This window comes from Kribbella sp. NPDC051718 (assembly GCF_040681515.1).
Classification (GTDB): domain Bacteria; phylum Actinomycetota; class Actinomycetes; order Propionibacteriales; family Kribbellaceae; genus Kribbella.
On record NZ_JBFAYZ010000005.1, the window covers coordinates 566048 to 589722 of the forward strand.

At 65.7% G+C, this 23675-nt stretch carries 16 protein-coding genes; 3 read left to right on the forward strand and 13 right to left on the reverse strand.

The annotated features are described in order from the left end of the window. Positions 1-34: 34 nt before the first annotated feature. From AB0M15_RS22045 to dxs, 3 genes are all read right to left on the reverse strand, one after another. Positions 35-1417 carry a hypothetical protein gene (locus tag AB0M15_RS22045; RefSeq protein ID WP_363821928.1) on the reverse strand — a complete coding sequence of 461 codons (1383 nt, stop codon included), beginning with the start codon at positions 1415-1417 and terminating at the stop codon, positions 35-37. 99 nt (positions 1418-1516) lie between these two features. Next, entirely contained in the window at positions 1517-2794 is a 1278-nt protein-coding gene (locus tag AB0M15_RS22050; protein ID WP_363821937.1) for a hypothetical protein, read from the reverse strand. Positions 2795-2852: 58 nt separating this feature from the next. Continuing rightward, entirely contained in the window at positions 2853-4745 is a 1893-nt protein-coding gene (gene dxs, locus AB0M15_RS22055; RefSeq protein WP_363821941.1) for a 1-deoxy-D-xylulose-5-phosphate synthase, read from the reverse strand. A gap of 198 nt (positions 4746-4943) precedes the next feature. On the opposite strand from dxs, the gene AB0M15_RS22060 reads away from it, so the two are divergent. Further along, positions 4944-5450: a DUF402 domain-containing protein gene (locus tag AB0M15_RS22060; RefSeq protein WP_363821946.1), complete on the forward strand. Its 507-nt coding sequence runs from the start codon at positions 4944-4946 to the stop codon at positions 5448-5450. A gap of 413 nt (positions 5451-5863) precedes the next feature. Here AB0M15_RS22060 and AB0M15_RS22065 read toward each other — a convergent pair whose 3' ends face one another. From AB0M15_RS22065 to rfbB, 9 genes are all read right to left on the reverse strand, one after another. After that, entirely contained in the window at positions 5864-6301 is a 438-nt protein-coding gene (locus AB0M15_RS22065) for an SUKH-3 domain-containing protein (protein ID WP_363821949.1), read from the reverse strand. Between the two features lie 478 nt (positions 6302-6779). After that, entirely contained in the window at positions 6780-7118 is a 339-nt protein-coding gene (locus AB0M15_RS22070; RefSeq protein ID WP_363821953.1) for a hypothetical protein, read from the reverse strand. 45 nt (positions 7119-7163) lie between these two features. After that, complete coding sequence (locus tag AB0M15_RS22075) at positions 7164-7601, reverse strand: SUKH-3 domain-containing protein (RefSeq protein ID WP_363821958.1); 438 nt, start codon at positions 7599-7601, stop codon at positions 7164-7166. A gap of 100 nt (positions 7602-7701) precedes the next feature. Continuing rightward, complete coding sequence (locus AB0M15_RS22080) at positions 7702-8064, reverse strand: hypothetical protein (RefSeq protein ID WP_363821963.1); 363 nt, start codon at positions 8062-8064, stop codon at positions 7702-7704. Then, positions 8057-11368, reverse strand: coding sequence for an RHS repeat-associated core domain-containing protein (locus tag AB0M15_RS22085; RefSeq protein WP_363821967.1), 3312 nt, complete (start codon positions 11366-11368; stop codon positions 8057-8059). Before AB0M15_RS22085 ends, AB0M15_RS22080 begins: the two co-directional genes overlap by 8 nt. Further along, positions 11365-14430 carry a hypothetical protein gene (locus tag AB0M15_RS22090; RefSeq protein WP_363821971.1) on the reverse strand — a complete coding sequence of 1022 codons (3066 nt, stop codon included), beginning with the start codon at positions 14428-14430 and terminating at the stop codon, positions 11365-11367. The genes AB0M15_RS22085 and AB0M15_RS22090 overlap by 4 nt, the downstream gene beginning before the upstream one ends. 86 nt (positions 14431-14516) lie before the next feature. Continuing rightward, positions 14517-18017, reverse strand: coding sequence for a LamG-like jellyroll fold domain-containing protein (locus tag AB0M15_RS22095; RefSeq protein ID WP_363821975.1), 3501 nt, complete (start codon positions 18015-18017; stop codon positions 14517-14519). Between the two features lie 175 nt (positions 18018-18192). Next, positions 18193-18804: a hypothetical protein gene (locus AB0M15_RS22100; protein WP_363821979.1), complete on the reverse strand. Its 612-nt coding sequence runs from the start codon at positions 18802-18804 to the stop codon at positions 18193-18195. Positions 18805-18949: 145 nt separating this feature from the next. Next, positions 18950-19945, reverse strand: coding sequence for a dTDP-glucose 4,6-dehydratase (gene rfbB, locus AB0M15_RS22105; protein WP_363821983.1), 996 nt, complete (start codon positions 19943-19945; stop codon positions 18950-18952). A gap of 64 nt (positions 19946-20009) precedes the next feature. On the opposite strand from rfbB, the gene AB0M15_RS22110 reads away from it, so the two are divergent. Together AB0M15_RS22110 and AB0M15_RS22115 are read left to right on the forward strand one after the other, a co-directional pair. Continuing rightward, on the forward strand, positions 20010-20504 hold the full coding sequence (locus AB0M15_RS22110; protein WP_363821987.1) for a DUF402 domain-containing protein: 495 nt from the start codon (positions 20010-20012) through the stop codon (positions 20502-20504). 53 nt (positions 20505-20557) lie between these two features. Further along, the gene (locus AB0M15_RS22115; protein ID WP_363821991.1) at positions 20558-22096 is read left to right on the forward strand and encodes a hypothetical protein; all 1539 of its coding nucleotides are present in this window, start codon (positions 20558-20560) and stop codon (positions 22094-22096) included. Here AB0M15_RS22115 and AB0M15_RS22120 read toward each other — a convergent pair whose 3' ends face one another. Beyond that, on the reverse strand, positions 22097-23593 hold the full coding sequence (locus AB0M15_RS22120) for a CocE/NonD family hydrolase (RefSeq protein ID WP_363821995.1): 1497 nt from the start codon (positions 23591-23593) through the stop codon (positions 22097-22099). It abuts the gene before it with no gap. Positions 23594-23675: the final 82 nt, after the last annotated feature.

Genomic DNA, 23675 nt, shown 5'->3' on the forward strand with positions numbered 1-23675 from the left:
CTGCCAACCTGACGGGTTGAGGTCAAACCGCCACTCAGCGTTGAGGCTCGTAGGCCTTAAGGTAGATCCAGAGTGTCGCCTCGGTGAACCCGGTGCGAGTCAGCAGGATCCGGTCCCGCGACGCCTGATCGGTGCCATGCCTGGCCAGATCCTCGTACAGGTCCTCGACAGCCGCCAACCCGAGGCGTTTCACCAGGAACCGGACGGCCAGCCAGCTCACGCCGTACACGTCGGCGTTGTTGTTGTAGAAGCCCTGATCGGACGGCAATGCGCTGAGCAGCGGCAGGGCGTCGTCGATGACCTCCTGCTCCCACTTGCCGACCTCGCCGGGTCCGCTGATCGCCTCGATCCCCCGCCAGGACACGTACTCCGCCGCGCCCTCGGCCAGCCACAACGGTTCGTACCCGCCGAGGTCGGCGGTCGCGACGTGGGTGATCTCATGGGAGAGCAGGATCTCGTCGACGCGGTCGCGTTCCTTGGGGTTGACCACGATGTAGGCGCCGGCCACCGTACCGTCGGCGGTGTCCTGGCCGGGCAGCGACGAGAAGGTCGAGCCGGCGCTCGCGGCGGACTCCACGTCCTCGTCGTTGAACCGCGCGTCGCGGACGTCGGAGTCGTCCAACGCGGCGATCAGCACCGAGCCACGCCACTTGCGCGGCCAGTACGCGGTGACCTCGCCGAGCGCCTCGGTGGCTTCGGTGACGATCGAGCGACCGCGCTGGGTGTCGCCCTTGTCGACCAGTACGAGCACGCGCGGGCCGCGATGCACCTCGAACCGGCCGAGGTCCCAGGCTTCCTGATGCGCGCCTGGGCCGAGCTCGTCGTCGAGGTCGTTGTCGTCGGCCATGATCCAGCGGCCGCCGCGGTGCACGAACGTGTAGCCGAGCTCGGTCGTCACCGGCACCAGGTCGACCTCGTGGATCTGGTACCTCATCAGCACCCGGACCAGGTACGTCGAGGCGCCGTGCGCGCGGACCGCCTTCTGGTCGAACCGCTCCTCGGCCTGGCTGTAGCCGATCTCGTCGAGGCCGAGCTCGACCAGGTTGGCGAACAGCGCCTTCTGCTCCTGCCGCAACTTCTTGTTGGCCGGGTCGACGTCCTGCAGGAACATCTTCTCGTTGACGGTCCGGACGGCCTTGGCGCGGCGGAGCAGGATCGTGTCGACGGCCAGCCGGCGGGCAGCGACGGCCGCGGCCGTCTTGGAGGGTGGCTTGGTGCCGTTGTTCGGCTGGGTCGTCGGCGGCTTGGTGAGGGGCGCGCTGGGCCTGGCCCGGGCATCCTGCTCCCGGTCCTCGACCGCGTAGACGACGCCCGCGGAGACCACGGCCACGGCGACAAGCAGGCCCAGCCAGCGGCGGGGCCCGTGGGGCGGAACCTCAGTGCCGGACGGTGCGGCACTAGGTGGTGTCGAACTCACGTCGGGTCGATTCCTCCGGTCCGCCCGTCTGCTACAGCCCAGCTACCCTACTCGGTCCTGGAGTTTCCACCACCGACACGCCGGGTATACAACTTGCCCCTAAATGCCCGCCTCTTTTTTCAGGGCTAAGAAGAGGCGGCCCTCGGTCAGGTTGAGGTGCTCCAGCATGATCCGGTTGCGGTCAGGCTGGGTGCTTCCGAGTGAGGCCATCTCCTGGTAGAGGGTGCCGACCTCGATGCCGCCGAAGTGGCGGAACAGGTAGTCGACCGCGAGCCACGACATCGGGTACGAGCTGTTCGAGTCCTTGAAGAACACGTTGTCCGCGGGCAGCCCCTTCGCCTTGGCCAGGTACTTCGTCTGGACCTCTTTGCGGTACTTGTCCAGCGCCAGATTCTCCTCGCCGGCCATCGGCAGGAACTCGACGTACGTCGCCGCGCCCTCCACCAGCCAGCGCGGCGCGAAGGCCCCGTACGGCGCGGTCGCCACGTGGGTGAACTCGTGGGCCAGCGTCCGGGCGTCGACCTTGTCCCGGTTGCGCGGGTTGATCACGACATACGAGTCGGCCCGCTCCCCCATCGCCGTCACCTCGTCGGGCAGCGTCCGGTACACCCAGGTCGCCATCGCCAGCGCGTCCTCGGCGTTCTTCGGCACGGTGTAGTCGGCGCCGCGGACGATCTTGTCGTCCAGCGCGATCACCACGCCCGAGCCCGTCCAGCCACCCGGCCAGGCCTTGCTGACGGCCTCTACCGCGCTGACCGCCTTCGCCGCGAGGCTGTCGGCGAGCTTGGTCTGGCCGCGCTCGACCACGATCAGCACCCGCGGCACCCGCTTCACCAGGATCCGGCCGAGATCCCAGGCCTCCTGGTGCGATCCCCGCGGGAGCAGGTGGTCCATGTCGCTGTCGGAGACCAGCAGCCAGCTGCCGTCGGACTTCTGGGTGAAGGTGTAGCCGAGCATCGTCCGCACCGGCTGCGGGTCGATGCCCTTGATCTGGTACCTCATCACCACGCCGACCAGGTACGTCGACGGGCCGTACTTGTCCACCAGCCGCTGGTCGAACTGCTCCCTGAGCTGCTCGTACTGCAGGCTGGCGAACCCGAACTGCCGCAGGTTCTCGAACAGCTGCTTCTGCCCCTGGCGCAGCGTCTTGTTCGCCGGGGCGACGTCTTGCAGGAACTCCTGCTCGTTGTTGCGCTGGACCGCTTGGGCCCGACGGAGCAGCACCTTGTTCACCCCGGCCGTGCGGGCCGTCTCGTCGACGTCCGGCGGGCCGGACGTCTTCGGCGAGGCGATGGCCGGGTCGGCGTCAGCGCTGGACCGGTGCAGGGCAAGACCACCGGCGACGGCTCCGGCGACGAGAACCAGCGAGAGCAGCAACGGCCAGAGCCGTCGCTGCCGGGGAGCCGCTGAGTGCCGCCCCCTCGCCGGCCCCCCGTCAGGCCCCGCCCGGCCTGCCGCTCGCGGTGTCTGACTCACTGGTGATCGCGTCCCCTTGCTTGGCGATCATCTCTATCACGTCCCGGGCCAGCCCCTGGCCGGTCAAACCGATCTCCTGCAGGATCTTGTCCCGCTTGGCGTGCTCGAGGAACTCCTGCGGGATGCCGAAGTCGCGCACCGGGGTGGTCACACCCGCGTCGCGCAGGGTCTGCGAGATCGCCGCGCCACAGCCGCCGACCCGGCCGTTGTCCTCGATGACGACGACGAACTTGTGCTTGCCGGCCAGCTCGACCAGGGCCGGGTCGACCGGCTTGACCCAGCGCGGGTCGACCACGGTGACGCCGAAGCCTTGCTGTTGCAGGCGGCTGGAGACGTCGACCGCGGTGGCGGCCATCGAGCCGATGCCGATGATGAGGACGTCGGTGCCGGTGCGGACCAGGACGTCGCAGCCGCCGACCCGGTCGATGGCCTCGATGTCGGGGAAGACCTCGCCCTTGGCGTAGCGAAGTACCGTCGGGGCGTCGTCGACCTCGATCGCCTCGTTGAGCAGCTCACGGAGGCGGGAGCCGTCGCGGGGCGCGGCCAGCCGCAGGCCCGGGACGATCTGGAGGATCGACATGTCCCACATGCCGTTGTGGCTCGCGCCGTCGTCACCGGTCACGCCGGCCCGGTCGAGCACGAAGGTGACGCCGCACTTGTGCAGGGCGACGTCGAGCAGCAGTTGGTCGAAGGCGCGGTTGAGGAAGGTCGCGTAGAGGCCGACGACCGGGTGCAGGCCGCCCATCGCGAGCCCGGCGGCGCTCGTCACCGCGTGCTGCTCGGCGATACCGACGTCGAAGATGCGGTCGGGGAACTGCTCGGCGAACGCGGCCAGGCCGGTCGGGTGCAGCATCGCCGCGGTGATCGCGACGACGTCGGGCCGGCGGTGGCCGATCTCGATGATCTCGTCGGCGAACACGTCGGTCCAGCCGCGCGGCTTGCTCTTCGGCCGGACCTGGTGGAAGTTGTCCTCCTCGTCCTGCTCGGCAGCGGCGTACCCGAAGCCCTTCTGGGTGACCGCGTGCACGATCACCGGGCCGCCGAACGCCTTCGCCTTGGCGAGCGCGTCCTCCATCGCCTGCCGGTCGTGGCCGTCGACCGGGCCGACGTACTTGAGGCCGAGGTCCTCGAACATGCCCTGCGGGGCGAGCATGTCCTTCAGGCCCTTCTTGACGCCGTGCAGCACCTCGTACATCGGCGGGCCGACGTACGGCGTGCGGCCGAGGTTCTTCTTGACCAGGTCGAGGATCTTCTCGTACCGCGGGTTGGTGCGCAGGCTGGTCAGGTGCGTCGCCAGACCGCCGACGGTCGGGCTGTAGGAGCGGCCGTTGTCGTTGACGATGATGACGAGCTTGAGGTCCTTGGCCGCGGCGATGTTGTTGAGCGCCTCCCAGGCCATCCCGCCGGTCAGCCCGCCGTCGCCGATCAGCGCGACGACGTGGCGGTCTTCCTTTCTCAGCCGATACGCCTTCGCCAGCCCGTCGGCGTACGACAGGCTGGTCGACGCGTGGCTGTTCTCGACGACGTCGTGCTCGGACTCGGCTTGGCTCGGGTAGCCGGACAGGCCGCCCTCCTGACGGAGCGTGTCGAACTTCGTCGCCCGGCCGGTCAGCAGCTTGTGGACGTACGTCTGGTGCCCGGTATCGTAGACCAGCCGGTCCCGGGGCGAGTCGAACACCCGGTGCATCGCCAGGGTGATCTCGACCATGCCGAGGTTGGGCCCGAGATGCCCGCCCGTCCGCGACACCGTCTCGACCAGAACGTCACGGATCTCCGAGGCCAGCTCACGCAGCTGGGCGTCGGTCATCGCCTTGAGGTCCGCCGGGCCATCGACGGTCTCCAGAACGCGCATCGAGCTCCTCCGCAGGTTGTCCTCGAACGCTTGAGTCTATGCACGGACAGCGACGATTCCGAACTCAGCAGCCCCGCAGACGCGTTTCTCACACTCTCCCAGGCTCACCGGGTCAGCTTGCTCGCTTGTGATGCCACCCTCACCTACAGTGACGCGTATGGAGCCAGACCGGGGCGGTGGGGTGGGGCAGAGATGGACATGGTGAGGACACTCTTCTGCAAGTACGACGGCACGCCCCACCGCCTCCTCGAGTCGATCAACCTCGGCGAGGACGAACACGGCCTCTGGGTGGGCTCCCTCCCCGGCTCCCGCGGCCAGCGCGCCGACGGCACCTGGGTCACCATCGACCACCACCGGGTCCGCCTGTACCCCCGAGGCCAATGGTGGAGCGCCCTGTTCAACGACACCCCCCACCCCACCCAGATCTACTGCGACATCACCACCCCACCCGTCTTCGGCGTCGACTCCGTCACCACCATCGACCTCGACCTCGACATCCGCCTCCTCCGGGACGGCACCGTCAAAGTCATGGACGAAGACGAATTCCTCACCCACCAAAAGCTCTACGACTACCCACCCCAGATAGTCGCCACCGCCCAAGCCACCTGCGCCTGGGTAGTAGCCAACATAACCACCACCGAACCCTTCACCACCGTCTACAAGACCTACATGGAAAAGCTCCGCACCCTCACCTTCGAGTCCTAACGCCCACGGCGCGGTCAGAAACTGCCACCCCGAGCGGCAACGCCAGCCCATTCAGGGCAGGCTCTACATCCCGTACTGCGCACGCGAGTCCGGCCTGCGTCGCCTTCGCCTCAACTGGGCTGACCCGAACCGACTCGTCGATGAAGTCCAAGGTGGCGACCACCAGCTTCCCGGGGCCCAGCGCACCCTGACGCCCTCGCCCACCGTCAGCCGTCCGAGCTCTCTCCCCCGGCGCCACTCCGATCGGGTAGAGCCTCCGGTCGAGGAATTCCTCGTACTCCTCCACCCGCTGCTTGGTAGTCCCACAGCCCGCTGCCGATGGGTGTCCATCGCCACGGCCTGACTCAGCACCGGGAACGTACCCAACCTAGTTCCCGGCCAAAGACGCTCATCGGCCGGAATCGCATCACGACTTACCGCAATTTCCGTCCTGGACCGAGCGTTAGTCTCCCAAGCGCTTCGCGGAAACTCGCACCTAGGTAATCCAGTCCGTCATCGTAACCTCCACGGAAAGTTCCATCGGGACTGACCATCACAGTCAGAACACCTCTGGCCGCAACGCCGACCGGAAGTAGCTTCAAATTGAGAAACTCCTCATATTCCTCAACGCGATCTTTGTAGATGCCGGATATCGCCAACGCGGCGTCGACGGTCAGCACATCGCCAAAGTCCCCATAGCGCTTCCCGAAACTCAGCCCGCCGAACTCCGCCAACAGGGCCTCAACCAATTCCGACCATTCGTACCCATCAGCGAGGTAGGCGACTCGATCTCTGTCGACGGCCACCCGTCTACCCTCTCGCCATCCGGACACGGCGAGAGCCTTCGCACCCAACAGCTCGAACTCGTTCATCTATCTCCAAGCCACCTTGCAAGTGGCAGTGTGCACAGCTGCAGTGACTGCGGTCGGACGCTTTCTCACGCTTGGCGATACCTTGCGGGCCACCTCTGCGGCTCTGCCTGCCTCGATTGCTGCTTTCGCAATCGTCGACGCCGCCTCAAGTGCGGCTGCCGATTCTGTGTACGCGCGACAGTCGAGGCAAACGTACCGGCACCCTTTGCTGCCCAGGGGGATTTCGCCGCCGATCCAGGCATCTTGGCCGGCGGCCTCGCCTTTCTTGCCGACTTTGAGTTGATGAGGATTGGATCGGTGAGTCCGGATACCGCGGTTTGTCCCAGCGCCTGGGGAATTGCGGGTAGCGGCCACGAATTCTCCATCCCGCCAACCGCCGCCAACTCCACCCGAGGGCAAGGCAAGGATCTCCCCAGACCCGCAGCACTAGCCGCCTGACGAGCCCTGAGCAGCTCGGCATCCGATCTTGGGCCAGCGGTTACCCATCCAGGTCCCAGCGACCCTCTGCCCGAAGCGCTAGAACGCAGACCCCGTACTCATAGCGCTCCTCGACCACCAGGCGTCCTTGCTCGTCGAACTCTCGGCTCGTCCCATGAAGAACATTCTGGACATAGCGCGACTCGCCTTTCGGAACGCCAGACGGATACCAGTCCCGGGCCAGCCCTTCCTGCAGACCGTCACGGTAAGCAATCTCGGACCTGCCCAGTTCCGCCGACTCCTCGTAAGCGATGCCAGTGAAGGCCTCGCCGTCGAGCGTGAACACCAGATCCGAGTCGAATTCCAACTCGGAGTCCCGAACGAACTGCGGCTTGCTCACTCGAAACCATCCGGGAATCCCGAACTACTCATTCATCCGTCAATGCTAGCGAAGTTTCACGCCCCCCGCAGCGCTCAACCGTCCCAGCATCTCACGGACGTTATTCCCCAAGAACTCCAAGGAGTCGTCATAGCCCCCACGGAACGATCCATCCGGACTGAGCAAGACCACCAAGACACCCCCAGCTGCCACTCCGACCGGGAAGAGCTTCAGTTCCAGAAACTCCTCATACTCCTCGACCCGCTCTTTTGTGACCCCGCCGACAGCCAGTGCAGCATCCATTGTCAAGATGGCACCGAAGACTCCGAATTTCTCTCCGAAAATCAGCCCACCAAACTCTGAGGCCACTGCTTCGACAAAGTCTGGCCATTGGTACCCTTGGCGCAGATAGGCCTCGCAGGCATTACCGACCGCGACCCGCCGGCCTTCTTTCCAACCAGCCGCGACAAGCACCTCTGCACCCATTTCCTCGAACTCCGCCATTTGCTCCCGGCCAGAAACTACAGTTCGCACACACTAGAATCTCAAAATAAATCGGCGGGGCGGCGGCTGACGATACCAGGTTTCCCGAGTCAGTACAGCTTCACGGAATCGGATTCAGCAAGCTTTCGTCGAACCATACGTCCTCGTGGCCCGGCGCAATCAGAAACCGCCATCCTGACGGGAGGGCGAGGTATGGGAGAACCGCAGTAGACCATTTATGCAGATGACCAACATGCAAAGGAACGAAGAAATCGGAATCATCGGACAGTTCTTCGCCAGCCCAAATGTACCAACCAGTCGTATCGCCCTCAGCGGCATGCCTGAGTCCATTCAACGGCAACACCAGACCATTGCGTACATTTCTCGAGATACCGACCTTCAAATCCGCCGGCGCCGCCATTGGCGAAACATTAAACCGTCGACAAATATCGGCCTGCTCTGCCGATATGGCATCGTCACTCAAAGTCCCACACCTTCCGCATGCCGAGTGAATACTTCCTCATCTCGACACTTTGAATATTGGAGCAATAAAAACATTGCGATTGAACGGCGCCGATACTGCGCATCCTGACCAAGTCAATATTACCAGTTCCATACCATTCTTTAACTAGCGGGGTGATGTGATCGGCGACCATCTTCCCGCCTCGACCACAGTCGACACATGTCTGTCCTTGCACTGCTCGCCGTTGCGCGTCAGTGGTGGCACCCTTCGGCCGAGAGTACCGGCCGGGCGGCCGGATTCCATTCAAATCTGTCGCGACTCCTTGGCTGTCTACGGAGAAGCGCGAGGCAACCTTGGTTGCAGTTGTAGCGGCCTCCGGGGCCAGAGCTGTGGTGGTTTCCACGGTACGCGCGGCGGTGGAGGCCAGGGCGCCGGCGCCTTTGCTGCCCAGGAGGATTTCGCCGCCGATCCAGGTGGCCTGGCCGACCGCATCCCCCACGTTGCCGGCTTTGAGACTGATGAGGATTGGGTCGGTGAGTCCGGATACCACGGCCTGCCCCAGCGCCTGGGGGGTTCGGGTCACCGCTACCAGGCCTTGGACGTTGGCTGAGCAGACGGTGCCGGTGAAGTTGTTGACGCATTCGTAGGCGGCCTGAACCATATCGAAGCTGCCCTTGGCCGAGCTCAGCATCCCGGAGGCAATGCCGTGGTAGACCTGGCCCTGAAGGTCGTCTCCGTAGCTATTGTCGAGGTGCTTCTGGATCTTCTTGAATATGCCCTGGCCGCCACCGCCACCGTCGTTGCTGTTGTCGGATCCGCCGCCGCCAGGACTACCGTCCTGGTCGCCGCCTGCGTCGCCCTGGTTCGTTCCTTGCTGGTTGCCGCCGGTCCCGGTGCCGGTGTCCGGGCCGTCGTCGTCGCTGGAAGTCGGTGTGGACGGGGTGCCGCACTCGCACTTCACGATCAGGCCGCTGGGGTCTGACATCGAGGTCGGGTTGTCGTTGCCGTAGGTGTAGCCGAGCATTTGTTGCGGGTCACCTGTCGACATCAACGGGTCGACGCTGAGGAAGCGGCCGATCGTCGGGTCGTACTCGCGGGCGCCCAGGTGGGTCAGGCCGGTGGTCTTGTCGAGGGGCTTGCCCAGGAAGCCGTGGTCGTCGGGCCAGTTGGTCGGATCGAAGCCACGGGACTCGCCGAAGGGCGTGCTGTAGCGCGTGACGGTCGCCAGCGTGGCTGAGTCGACGGAGACCTGTGTGGTCCCGTGGTGGTCGGGGATCAGCCACTTGCGGTCGGTGACGGAAGACTTCACGGCGACTGCTTGGCCACCGATCGAGTACTCGCGCTTGGAGGTCAACGCCAGTGTCGTGGTATCGAGCGTCAGTTCCAGCGAACCGACGTACAGGGTGGTCTTTCCAGGGCTCTTGCGAAGGAGCAGACCGCCCTCGGCGTCATAGACGTATGACGTGTCGCCTGCGGTGGTGCTCAGCTTTTCGAGCTTGCTGTCCGCGTTCCAGGTCAAGGTCTGCGCAGGCGTCCCCACCGGCCCCGGCCTGGCGGTCGTGTTCCCGCCGACGTCGTAGGCGTAGGACGCCGCCGGCTTCGGCGCGGCACCCGTGGTCGCGATCGACTTCACCGTGTGGGGCTGGGTCATGTCGTAGGTGTAGGTCTCCAGCGTGTCGCCCAGCCGGGTGTGATCAGTTTGCGTCTTCCGCAGCCCGTTCTCCGTATAGCTCCACGACTGCCAGTACTCGGCGGGTCCGCCCAGCGCTGCCGTCGATTTTGCGGTGCCGCAGTCAGCGTCGGCCGGGGTCCACGCCTCGGTCAGGCGGCGGTGACCGTCATAGTCGAAGCACTGGGTGTCCCCACCGACCAGGTTCTTGTCCTTGAGCAGATTCCCGGCCGGGTCGTACTCGTAGTTGTGATTGGCAACGATATTCACGTCGCCGGCCAGCGTCTGCTTCAGCCTGCGGGAGCCCATCTCGAACGTGTTGACCACGTACATGTCCTCGTTCGACCCCAGCTCGTACCGCTCGGGATCGCCCAGCGCTGTGTACTTGAGGTCCTTCACATAGACCCCGTCGCCGCTCTTCATCGAGACCGGCTGACCCACCTGGTTGTAGGTGTAGTCGAGGATCTCGCTGCCGAGCGTGCCGCCCCCCGGGACATCGGCGAAGTCGACGGTCTCCTCGTCCGGTGCGTAGCCGATCCTCGTTTCGTAGATGCCGTCGAGCTCCCGGCCTTCCGCAGCCGGGATCACCACGCTGGTCACAGTCGGCTTGTACAGCACGTTGCGCTGGGAGATCTTCGACTTGTACACCGGCCCGGTCTTGCCGGTGGGATAGCGGGCGGACTGATACAGCTGCCCGAGGGCGCCCTCCGCGTCGTAGATCCAGTCCGACCTCAGGTTGGCGTCGGATTTCGATCCTTCGTACACCGCGACCTTACGGTTCAGGTTGTCGTACGCGGTGATTTGCTTCTTCTGGTTCGCGTTCGTCATCGAGGTGACCCGGTCCACGGCGTCGAACTCGTAGGTCGTGGTCCCCGAATCGGGATCGTTCACCGTCGTCTGACGGCCCAGGATGTCGTGCCCGTAGGTCCAGGTGGCGCCGGCGCTGGTCAGCGCGGTGAGCCTGCCTGCAACGTCATAGGTGTAGCTGCTCTTGACGAAGCCGGGAGTCTGGACATTGCTGTCGTATTCGCGCCGCTCGACCACATGGCCAACCGCGTCCTTGATCTCCGAGGTGGCAGCTGCACCACTTGGCGGCAAGGTGGTGATCGCGTCACCGCTGTAAAGGGTCCTGGTCGACCACTGCGGCTGCGCCGCGACGGCGAATGTCGACTGGATCACGCGGCCGGCGCCGTCGTACGTCGTCTGGGTCTCGTTAGGAACCTCGTTGTCGAGGACGCTGACCATCGTCCCGGCAGGAGCCGCCGAGTTCCACAAATCCTTGTTGTTGATGATGGCCAGTCCGCGCGAGTTGTACTTGGTCTCGCTGATCAGGCGACCGCCGTTCGCCGCGACTTCCTGACTCTGCCGGGGCCGCAGCAGTGAGTCGTAGATCGCGTAACCGGACAGGTAGCCGTTGGCCAGGATGTTGAGGGAGTCGGTTCGCACGTATGACGGTGCGGTACTCGACAGGCTGTAGGTGTACTTGGCGTTCGGCAGCTTGCTGGCCGATTTCGACTGATTCGGCAACCAGACGCTCGTCAGCCGTCCGAGGACGTCGTAGTCCAGACTGGTCAACTTGCCGTTCGGGTCGGTGACCTGCGACGTACTCCCCCACTCGGGCAGGTAGGTCGTCTTGGTTTCGAGGGCCTTGGTCACGCGTCAGGGGTGACGACGGATGGCGTCTTACTGATGATCTGTGTCAGCGCCCCGGCACCGGCAGGGGTATAGGCAACGCTCGAAACGCGTCCCAGCGCGTCGGTCGTGCCCGTGCTCCGCCCCAACGCGTCGTACGTCGACGTGGCGACCGTCTGGTATCTCGGCATGCCCTGGACGTATCCGTCCAAGCGCTGCGTCGAGGTCACCTCGCCTTTGGTCGGTGCCGAGCCGAAGGAGCCGCCGTCGTAGAAGGTCCGGTTGTCGGTCAGCGCCCGGCTCTCAGGCGGGTTGGCCGAGGCCGAGTCGCAGCGGCCCTCCGACGTGACGGTCCGCGATGGCACGACCATCCCGGTGGCGGCGTTCTTCGCATACGAGGTGATCGTGCACTTCTCGTCCACCTTCGCCGAGTCTCCCTGGTCCTCGACCTGGACCTCCAACCCTGTCGAAGGGTCGTACTCGGTGAGTGCTGCGTGGACCAGGTCGGTCCTGCCACCATCACGTGTGATTCGCGCTGCCACCGCCGACGGCTTGACGATCGAGGCGCGGCGTACCAGCCCGGTCTCGATCGACTGTGCGGCGGTCTCCTGAATCCAGTAGTCGGTCAGGTTGCCGGAGATTTCGGTGTTGCTGGTGTCCGACGCGTAGGTAATGGCCTCGCGGACGAGTCCGTTCAGCGCGGGCGCATCGGTACGGGTGCCGCCCAAGGTGTCAGCCACGGTGACTGACTTCGTCCCCCCTGCCTTGAGCTTGTCGCCGTTCATGCCGCGGAAGTACGACGTGACGACCCTCGACCGAGGGCCCGGCTGGAACGGATCACCGGAAGACGTGGTCACCGTGCGGAAGCCGCGCCAGTCGGACCAGTTGCGGTCCTTGGCCGGAACCAGCGGATTCTCCTCGTAGTGCCACGCGGCGCCGCCGCCATAGGTGTAGTTCGTGACCACCGCGTCCGCGCCGCCGGTGATGTCGTTGACCCGGACCTGGGCAACTACATGCCGGTGGAACCAGTCCTCGCGCTCGGCCGCCAGCGGGGGCGCCCACTTGACCGGGTAGCAGCGCATCGTGTTCGTGTCAGCAGATGCGGGCATGTGCCGGGCCACGGGCGGTGCCGCCACACATTCCGGGTCGGCGTAGTTCACCGTGATCTGGGCGCCGGTCTCGGTCCAGATATTGCCGACCCGGTTCTTGATCATCGGCCCGACGCCGTCGCTGTCGGTATCCACCCGGTTCGGCAATGGCATCTTCCCGAAGCTCACCACCAGCGGGGCCGCGGCAGTCGGTGCGACCGCCTTACCCGTGTGGGTGATGGACTGCAACCACAGTGCCCGGCCGGACATCGGGTCGCCTACCGACGGAAAGTCCTGGGCCAGGGTCCAGCCATCGACACTCTGGTAGGTCGTGCTCTTCAGCACCTGCGTCGTCACCTGCGTCAGTCGGCGCCGGGAGAAGAAGGTGGGAGCGACCTTCGTACAGGTCGCACCGGACGCGCAGATCTGGTCGAACGGAACGTCGGGCCAGTTTCCCTTGGTCGCGCTCGTCAGTGACGTGCAATTGCTCAGGCACCGTTCCTGGGTGTCGAACAGAACCTGCATCGGAGCCAGCGCGGTCATCGCGTCCGAACGCTGACCGTAGAGGATCTTCAGGAGGTAGCCGCCGCGGTCGTAGACCTTGGTCGCGGTGGTCGCGCCGTTCTTCGCGTAGTAGTTGGTCTCCTTGGCGTACCACAGCGACATCGCGTTGCCGTGTGGGTCGACGACATAGTCCAAGTTCCAGCGCCAGGCCTGGTTGTCGCAGAGCGAAGTGGCAAAGGTCGCCTTGTTACAGGGTTCGCCGGCGTCATCACCGGCCACCGGGACGGTCCACACCGAGTTCTGTCCGGTCAGCAACTCCCGGCCGAAGAAGTACTGCGTGCCATCGAGTGTCGTGACCTTCCAGGCTTCCTTGTCGTCGTCGCCGTTGGCGGTCGGGTTGGTGACCTTCTCGACCTTCGACCCGTCATCATTCTTCAGCCGCCAGCCGTTCGCGCCCTTGACCAGCTCGCTGGCCTGACCGTTCAGCACCACGGTCGCGTTCTCGTACTTCCAGCACAGGTCGTACTTCCCCGCCTGCCCGTCGTCCTTGCACGTGCCGTACTTGCGTTCGACGTACGACTCCGTCAGACCGAACCCCTCGCCGACCCACGACGATTGGTTGTTGGACGCGGCAGTCTTGCCGTCGACCGACTGTGCGGAGTAGTCGATGGAAAGCTTCGGGGTCGGACCTGCCGGCGCCGGAGGCACTCGCAGCGGGTAGTTCCAAGTGAAGTCACCGCTGGCCCGTCCGGCCGACCATGAGGCGGCCGGCGACAGCGAAGTCGCGGAGTAGTCGCCAGTACTCCCGCCTGAATCGGCGGTCACTGCCATCACCCGTTCGGTGTTTCCGACCCAGACCGGGGCAGTCAGGGTCTGCTTGTCCACGTTGTTGACCGACCCCACCGAGGCCGGGGTCAGGCAGCCCTCCACCCGCGGGGTGGTCAGCGCGCAGGCCGGAAGCGAGACGAGCTTCAGTCGCGAGGCCCAGTCGCCGCCAGACGCCTCGGCAAAGCCCGAGTAGTCGATGGTGAGCTGAGCCGGTGCCTCTCCCTTGCCCTGGTCCGCACGAGTCAGACCGAGCAAGAAGCCGGACACGTCCGCCGCCGTCGCCGTGTTCTGATCAAGTACCCGTACGCGGGCTTTCGCCGGCGCAACCGGTGCGCCCTTGGCCCGGGACAGCGGCGCGGCCACCTTGATCGCCCCGCTGGAGGCGACGCCCAAAGTGACTATCTGGTCGGCGGCGCTGGGCCAGATCGCCGGCTTGGGCTGCGGACCTCGGAGCATCTCACGGGCCCGTTCCGCCACCGACTTCTTGGCCTCCGCAACCTGGAGCGGGCTCACCTTCGTGTCCCGGGCCTTCGGCAGTGGCGGGATCTTCGAGTTCGTCGCGGCGGAGCTGGTCTGCGCACCGATGACGGGCAGGCCACCGGCCAGCAAGGCGCAGGCGGAGACCGTCACGAGGACCGCGCTACGAACGGCAACTGCTCTTCTCATCGCTCGGTTCCCCTTGTCAGCACCTTGACCTGATTGGTCCACGTCATCGTCGTGCTCCGTGCCTGTCGTGAGTCGGAGGTCATCGGTCAGCCGGCCGGAACAGGACAGTTGCCCTCGAGTTCGGGGAACTCGTCGCAGATCGCGTAGTCGAGCAATGGTCCCGAATACATCCGGAAGTCGTGGAGCTGTCCCGCGAGCTCAGCACCGGCAGTCCGGCCCTTGCCGATGACGGTGCTGCCCAGCCGGTACGGAGCGATGTAGCTGTCGCGGCCTTCGGCATCTGTCCGCTTGTTCACGGTGATCCTGACCTCCCCCAGCGCAGAACTGATCGCGTCTACGGCCGAAGCGTCGTAGGTCCCGACGATGAGCTGCCAGTAGTTGGTGACGGCGTCGATGTCGACCTCGAAGACGGCGGTGCTCGGTTCGGTCGAATTAGCCGGTGTTCGCGAGAAGATCCACTGTCCGCTCAGCGCGTTGACCGGCTTCCACTCCAGTCGCCAGGCATCGCGATCCGGCCCTGCCTGACGAGCGATCACCGCCGGTTTGGTGGCATCCTCGAGCTTCACCCAGACCGCCGCGGAGAAGCTTGTCCCGCCGTCGACCACTGCCCGCGGCAGGGTGAGCGACTCGCTTGCCGCACCGGAGAACTGGAGAACCCGGCCCATGTCGTCGTCCTCGACGAATGCCGTCGACTGGTCTGCACTGCCACCGAAGCCGGAGATCGCCAGGTTCGCACCGTAGATCGTGTCTTCGGTGCGCCACACCTGATCAGCATCCGGCGTCGCGCTGTTCAGCGGCCACACCGCCGCGCGGCCGGCAACCACCCGGTCGTTCTTGCGGATCTCGACCTCGGCCATCACCGCCTTGTCATTCAGCGGTCGCTGCCAGATCTTGACCGCGTCCACAGAGCCGGCGAACCGGTTGCCGAAGACGTCGTTGTACTGTCCGTGGCCGATGCTCAGCGGGCCGGTGGCCTTCCATGCGCTGTCCAGGTACTGAACATCGCCGGCCGACTGCAATCGCCCGTTGATGTACAACCTGAGCCGGCCCTTGTTCGGGGCCGCGTCGTACACGCCGGTCACCAACGTCCAGGCGCCGAGTACGGCCGGTTCGTCCGACAGTGCCTTCACGTTGGACGGCGCCGTGGTGTCGCTCTTGACTCGCATGAACACCCACCGGTTCAGCGATCCCGAGTAGTACAGCTCGAAGGCGCTCGAGATATTGCCTGCGGCACCGACCACGACCGCCTCCTTGACCGAGGTCAATCGCGCCCAGGCCGATACGGTGAAGCTCTGCGAGGTGTCCACCACCGGTGTCGCCGTCTGCGCGTAGTCGTCGGCGCCGTCCAGTTGGAGCGACCCGCCGTCGCGCCCCGCGTCATCGAAGGCCGCTCCCCCGGCCAGCGTCAGTGGATGGGACGGCGCTGCGGTATCCGCCGCTGTTGTCCCCGAACCATCGTCGAATGACCACGCGGCAACCGGTGGCGCCGCGCTCTTGAGATTGACCAGGAAATCGGCCGGCTTGCTGGTGCTGCCGGCGGCGTCGAAGCTCACCACGTGCAACAAGTTGTACCCGGTATCGCCGGGCACCAGATTGACGGTGACGGTGTTGCCGCTCACCTTCGAGCGGACTCTGGCCCCTTGGTAGTAGAACTCGTGACGTACGACGTCTGCTGCGGCGCCCTTGAACGTGTACGAGATCGCGGCGCCGTACGGAACTATCTCCTGGCAGGTGGTGGTCGCAGCGGCACAGTTCGGGACATTCGTGGTTCCGTACTTCGCAGTGACGATCGGCGGCGGTGGGGCGAGTCTGTCAACCTTGAAGTAGCACCAGATCGTGTAGGCGGAGTAGAGGGTTCCCGAGCCGTAGGCCGAGCTGTAGGGATAGAGCGTTCGGGCACGGAAGTGATAAGTGACCTGGTCTGGCAGGTCCTTACTGGGAATTGTCACCGTCAAAGCGGTATTGGGTAGGTCCAAGCCGGTGGCGTACGTCCTGAAGAGGTTGCCGGACGAGCTGAAGATCTCGATCTCTGCCTTGACTCGCGCTCCAGAATCAACCGGTGTCAATCTGGGAGTGACGCCGAACTGGATATTGACCGATCCCACGTTCTCCATGTCCGCAGGTTGCTGGCAGCCGATCTGCGGATCCGTCAGGCCGAGTCGGCCAGGCACTCCCGGCGGTGTGACGTAGGTGATCTGCAGTTCGCCTGTCGAGTTGAACTGCTTCCAGGCGACCTCGTCTGTCTCGTCCGTCGCCGCAAGCCGGAAGGTAGACGTGGTGTAGCCCTTGGCTGCGGTGTCAACGACAGAATTGGTGACCGGGAACTCGACGTAGTCGTCTGGGCAAGAGGAGTCGCGGCCGTTGGCGAAGCTCTTGCTGCCTGCTGCGAGCTGGACGGCCGGCTGGTTGTTCCAGGTTGTCGCGGCTGAAATTGGACCGGTACGGGTCACCGACACCGAGCGTGCCGCACAACTCGCCGAATGCGTCTCGAACGTTCGTAGCGTCGCCCCGAGGATCTTCTTGCCGGCGAACGCGCTCGTGCTGAACTGGAAGAATGACCGGACGATCTTGTGCTGCTCCCAGTCCTCGTTCCCCACCCCGAGGCTGTGGGTCGTCTTGTAGAACGAAGTCGTCGGGGAGGTCTGCCAGGCCGCTGCCCAGGCGGTCCTCGTCGGGGTGGACACCGATGGGTCGAGCACGACCGGATAGACGGTCGACAGGCCGTTGAGAACAGCCGGGTCCGGCGTCACCGTCAGACCGCTCGCGTCGCCTTTGAGGTCCATCGCCGCGACATGAGCACCGCTCGGTCCGTCGTCCACCGACTGAGCCGACGAAGCCGTCTTGGCGGCCTTGCCTTGTGGCCCTGGGCGGGCGGAGTCCCACATGATCGCGCCGCCTGCCATCATCGCCAGCCGACCGTCCTGGGCTACGTACGCCGGTCCACCGGGTCGGTCGGCGCGAAGCGACAGGCCGGAGGCGGAGACCGGGAAGTGGATCGATTTCAGAGCTGGATTGCCGGCGGCCTCCCTGCTCTTCACCACGAGGTTGTACGTGAACCCGTCCACCGTTGCCTCGGTTACCAGGTCCACGCCCGCGATCACGTCGGCGTAGGTGGCCTTCGAGCCGGACAGCGTCGGACGTGGGAGCTGCCAGGGAGAGCGCAGTTCCAGGCTGCCGTCCTTGACCTCGGCCTTGACCAGTAGACCAGAGCCGCCACCCGACAGGCTGATGTCCGATTTCGCCGCCTTCGGTCCGACTTTTCCGTCAGCCCGGAACTCCAGCGTCGTGTCTATCGCACGCCAGTTGTCGCCCTGCCGGACCCGAACAGGACTGTTCGCCAGCTTCGCAGTCTGCGACCCGTCCGGGTTGGCGAACGTCTGCGAGGTCTCCGTGGTGCGATCCGGGATCTCGACCGGTTCACCGGTCTGTGTAGCTCGCGCGAATGCATCGGCTCCGTCCGGACAGCTGTGACCGGCGCGGCCACCGCCTCGGTGGCGGGCAGCGCCCGCGCCCCTGCAAATGCGACGACGCCAAGCGCCACTACCAGGCCTAGAGCCCGCCGACCAGTCCCGTTCCCAGCGATCCAACGACTCACGATGCCCTCCCCGGCAATGCCAGCCGGGCCTCACGCCGGGCGGCGACTCATTGTTGGGGTGGGCATTACTCCGCGTCTACGTGACGAACACGACCTGCAACAAGCTGCAATCTCTGTAACGCCGGAGGCGTGAGAAGGAAATGGCGGGAGGGGCTCTTGACTACCGGCTACTCCGGCACGATCGAGTAGTTGGGTGGGTTGAGGGTTCCCCAGGGGGTGGTTCTGGCGTGGGGTGGGAGGGGGGCAGGGATCGGCATGGGGCCGGTTAGGCAGGTGTTGCACCAGAAGTAGGCGGTGCCGTGGGTCGCGCAGGGGTCCTTCACCTCGAACTCGAGGCGCAACTGGTGGGCGCCGCAGTTGGGGCAGGCGAGCGTGGCTACGGAGTCCGGCTGGTGGTGGGCGACGGTGTAGGCGTCCATCCAGCGTTGGTACGGGGTGTTGTTGGAGCAGAGGCGGATGAAGACCTGCCAGACGGCCCAGAGGTCGTCGGCGCGGCCGCGGGACTGGGCGTAGGTGTCGGCGGCGTCGACGGCGTCCTGCAGGTACGTCAGCAGCTGTTTTTCGCGGTCGCGGACGATGCCGGGTGGCAACGTGACCTCAACGCACAGTGAGCGGTGCTCGAGCGCGAGGACCCGGGTGCGGGGCAAGTTGCCGGGGCCCCGGAACAGCACTCTCAGGCTGAGACTGGAATCGAGCCCAGTCTCAGCCTCTTCGGCGCGGGTCTGCAGGTCGGCGATCTCCCGCTGCCACCCCTCGGCCGCGTCCACCAGCGCGAGCACGCGCTCACACGCTGCCATCGCGCCCGGCAATCAATCGAACTCTCATCGGACCATAAGAGGGTCTAGACCGCCCAGTTGTCGAGATCTGGGCGCATTTCCGGGATCGATTCCCGGTCGGGCCGGATTTTCGGCAGGTGCTCGAGGGTCAGCGGCCGAGGAGTTTGTAGCGGGCCTCGGTGGCGGACTTCTGGGGCTTCCACCAGGTGGGGTTCTCGCGGTACCAGGCGATGGTGGCGGTGAGGCCGGCGGTGAAGTCGTAGGTGGGGAGCCAGCCGAGTTCGGTGCGGAGTTTGGTGGTGTCGTTGGAGTAGCGCAGGTCGTGGCCGGGGCGGTCGGGGACGTGGTCGTAGGCGTCGGCCGGCTGGTCCATCAGGAGCAGGAGCTGTTCGATGATCTGCTTGTTGCTGCGTTCGTCGCCGGAGCCGATCAGGTAGGTCTCGCCGATCGTGCCGTTCGCGATGATCCGGTGGACGGCCTCGTTGTGGTCGTCGACGTGGGTCCATTCGCGGACGTTGTCGCCGGCACCGTAGAGCCTGGGCTTGTCGCCGAGCAGGACGTTGGTGATCTGGCGTGGGATCAGCTTCTCGACGTGCTGGTACGGGCCGTAGTTGTTGGCGCAGTTGGAGAGCGTGGCGGCGACGCCGTACGAGCGGACCCAGGCGCGGACGAGCATGTCGGAGCTCGCCTTGCTGGCGGAGTACGGGCTGGATGGGTCGTACGCCGTCTGCTCGGTGAACTGCTCCACGGAGTCCAGCGGGAGGTCGCCGAACACCTCGTCGGTGGAGATGTGATGCATCCGCTTGTCGTGCCGGCGGACCGCCTCGAGCAGGGTGAAGGTGCCGAGGATGTTGGTCCGGATGAACGGCGACGGGTCGTTCAGCGAGTTGTCGACGTGCGACTCGGCGGCGAAATGGACCAGTACGTCGGTATCGCGGACCAACCCGTCGACCAGCGCAGCGTCGCAGATGTCCCCGTGGACGAAGGTGATCCGGTCCGACACCTGGTCGAGGTTGCGCTGGCTGCCGGCGTACGTCAGCAGATCGAGCACGGTGATCGCCAGGTCCGGGAAGCGCCGGAGGGTGTCGAGGACGAAGTTCGAGCCGATGAATCCTGCCCCACCCGTGACGAGCATCCGCTGCATGCGGTCAGGATAGCCAGCCGATATCCAGCGGCTCGGTGACCGGGCGCGCCGGTACGGTGACGCCATGCGGAACGTCCGGGTGGTCTATCGCAAGTTCGACGAGAAGCTCCACTGGCACCAGTGGATGCAGTACCTGGGCGAGGACCAGTACGGCGTGTGGCTCGGTGCCCCGCCCAGCTCGGTCTCCCAGCGCGGCGACGAGCCCGAGGTGCATCACGAGCAGGCGCATGTCCAGTTGTTCCCGCGGGACCAGTGGTTCACCGCCATCTTCAACGACGAGCCGCGCTCGACCGAGATCTACTGCGACGTGACCACGCCGGTCGAGTTCGGCGAGGACGTGTTCACGATGATCGACCTCGACCTGGACGTCATCCGCAAGCGCGACGGCTCGATCTACATCGACGACGAGGACGAGTTCGCCGAGCATCAGGTGAAGTACAGCTACCCGCCCGACGTCATCGAGCAGGCCCAGGCGACGGCCGACTCGCTTGTGACGGCGGTGAAGACCGAAGAGCCTTTCCTCACCGTCTTCAAGACCTGGCTCGACCAAGTGCGCTGAGAGCGAACCAAGCGCCCTCCCCAGGCGTCAACCAGGAAAGCGACCTGGGGGCGATGATGGCGATGCGATGGATGGCGGCCGGGCTGGCCGCAGTACTGGTGACCACCGGCGGCGGCGTGTCGGCGACGGCGCAGGAGCCGGCGAAATATCAGTTGGCCTTCACGGTGATCGGCCCGGACGGCCGGCTCGCGCCCGAGGCCGAGCTGTTGTTGTCACCGCTCACCGAAGGGGGTGAGGACCCCGGCACCATCACCATCAGAAACGGTCATGCCACCGTCCGGGTGCCGAAGGCCGGTTACCTCCTCGACAGTCGCGTGTCGGTGGGCGGAGACAGCTACCGGATCATCCAGCCGTGGCTGCAGGTGAGGGGCCCCAAGCCCATCGTCGTGGATGCCCGGCTGGCCAAACAGGTGACCACCACGGTTCCGCGAAAGTCGGCGCGGGTGATGGACGGTATCGAGGTGGACTACATCGCGCGGCTCGGGGACGCCGGCGTGGCCGACTCGGCGCACGCGGACCCAGGGCACAGGTTGTTCACCGCGCAGGTCGGCCCGATCCCCGCCGGGATGAGCTTCCAAGCTCACATCAGTTCGCACTGGGCCGTGCCTGGGCCGAAGGGCGACTTCGCTGACACCCCCTTCAGCTACGACCTTTCGCAGCGGATCCCGGGTTTCCCGACCGGCTATCAGCGGGTCGTCCGCGAGGCCGGCCTGACGAAGGTCGCCTCACAGCACACCAGGACCTCCACCAGGCCGCTGCTGAAGGTGGTGTCCGCCTCGGCAGGCGACCTTCCCGGAGCGGTCGCGGAGTTCCGGTTCCGCCGGTCGGGCACGGTGACGCATTACATGGACCGAGTCCCCTGGGACGTCGAGCTCGTCGAGCTGGGCGGCGGCGATCGGAGCACCGATCTGTTCAGCCTCGACCAGCCCGCGGCCGACGGCCGCCGATGGAACACCGCACCCTTCTATCCGTCCTGGCGCCTACTCGGCCGGGCCGAGCGCCAGGCGAACCAGATGAGGTTCGATCTGATGTCCCACAGCGATCAGGACGGCCACCCCGGCTACTCCCCCCTCGACACCGAGGCGATGCGGCTGTACGCAGACGGCCGTCTCCTGAGATCGTCGGCCATTCTGAAACTCGAAGCAGCCGGCCTGCCCAGCAAGGCCACCACCTACCGCCTCGAAGCCGAGTACTCCCGGCCGAGCTGGTCACAGCTGTCTGTGCGAGGCTCGGCGGTCTGGACCTTCCCCTCGCAGACTGTCGTCGCGAACACGGACCTGCCCCTGCAGACAGTCCGTTTCCGGCCGCAGACCGATGCCGCGAACCTAGTACGCCGTACGCCGGTGACCGTCCTGCCCTTCCAGGCCGACTCGCGGGCCGGAGTACCGGCAGCCAGGTCAGCCAAGCTGCAGTACTCCGGTGACGACGGCCGGACCTGGCGTCAGGCGATCGTGATCCGCAAGCGGAACGGCACCTTCGTCGCGTACTTCCCCACCCCGAAGGGCAGGTATGTCTCCCTGCGGGCTCAGCTCACCGGGGCCGCCGGGAACACCGTCGACCAGACACTGATCCACGCCTACCAATTGAAGTAGTCAGCGAACTCGGTGCAGACGCAGCGTTACGTCGTTGAGTTGTAGGGAGCTGGGCACCTGACCGTTCTGCCCGGCGAACATGTCCGCGACCGGCGAGACGGTGAGGAAGAGCGTCTTGCCGGCCGGTACGTCGACCGCGATCCCCGGTAGATCGACCGTGCGCCGGGCGCCGTGAACCGGACGCTTCTCGCGGAGCGGCATCGTGTTGTTCTGAACGATCTTCGCGTCCAGCGGAGTCGTGCCGACGCTCAGTGCGAAGAAGGCGGCCGCGTTCGGCAGCAGACTGCTCACTCGGGCCCTCACCTGCGGCACCCCGGCCACCGTGATCGGCCCCCGCGCCACAGCAGTCGTGACAGCCTTGACCGACCCCAGCCGGTACTGCGCGTTGGCCCCCAATTGTCGTTGCGTAAGGCAACGGCCGTCCGCGGTCGCCAGGTGATAGCTGCCGAAGCCACTCAGCCCGCTCGCCTCGTGCTTCAGATTGAGCGCCATGAACCGTTGCTCCAGCGCCGCGAACGTCGGGCTGCCCAAAGCGATCGAGCACGGATCCCCGGGCGTCACGAACCCCGGCGGTACGACGCTCGGCAGCGTGTGACCCGCGTTGTAGCCGACGAAGATCGACTTCGACCGAGCCCGCGGGGTCAGCGCCTGGTCGAAGTTCTTCAGCCCCTGGTTGAGGTTGAACAGGTTGTCCGACAGTCCCTGCCCGATGATCACCGGGATGTCAAGCTTGCGCCCGTGCGCGACCTGCCAGGACGGCCCGTTCTTCCGGAAGAACGCATCCAGGTCGCGGCCCGCCTGACCAACAGGCCATTGCCCCGTGGTGATCAGAGCGACGAACCCGGCCTGCACCGCCGGTGGCAGATGCGTGCCACCACCCGCGTACAGCAAGGACAACCACATCGTCCGCGCCGCCTCCGACGGCGCCAGGCTCTCCTTGAGATCCCACCAGGTGATCTCGGGCGCCAACGCATCGAAACGAGTCCGGCCTCTCTCGCGCACCTCCGCAAAGGCGCCGGCGAACTGGTAGCCACCTCCGTACGACCCGCCGATCGCCCCGATCAGCGGATCACCGGGCCGTTGTTTCGTCACCCAGTCCAGCCCCGCGACGAGGTCGACCAATCGCACCACGTCACGGCCTTCGAGATCCGGGTTCATCACGTGCGCGACCCCGGTCGACTCCCCGAAACTGCGCTGGTCGAAGCTGAGTACGCCGTACCCCGCGTCCAGCCACGATTTGAAGGCGGCCGCGTCCTTCGTGCGGCTCCCGCCCCAGCCATGACTGTGGAAGATGAGCGGCACCGTGTTGGCGGCCGACGCACCGGCAGGTTGGAACAGCGAGTAGCAGATCCGCACCGGCGTCGTCGTACCAGGCTCTGGCACGCTCGCAACGCACCCGTTGGTCGTCACCGGTCCGGCCGCGTGGGCCGGTGCGGCCACGATCACCGACCCGAGGAGCGCAAGGCTGACGGCGGTACGAAGCAGGCGGCGGGACATATGACCCCCAGTGATCAGAGTGTGCCGGTGCGCACACGCTAGATGATGGCAGGCCGCTCGGACAGTTCTCGATCTCCGCTGT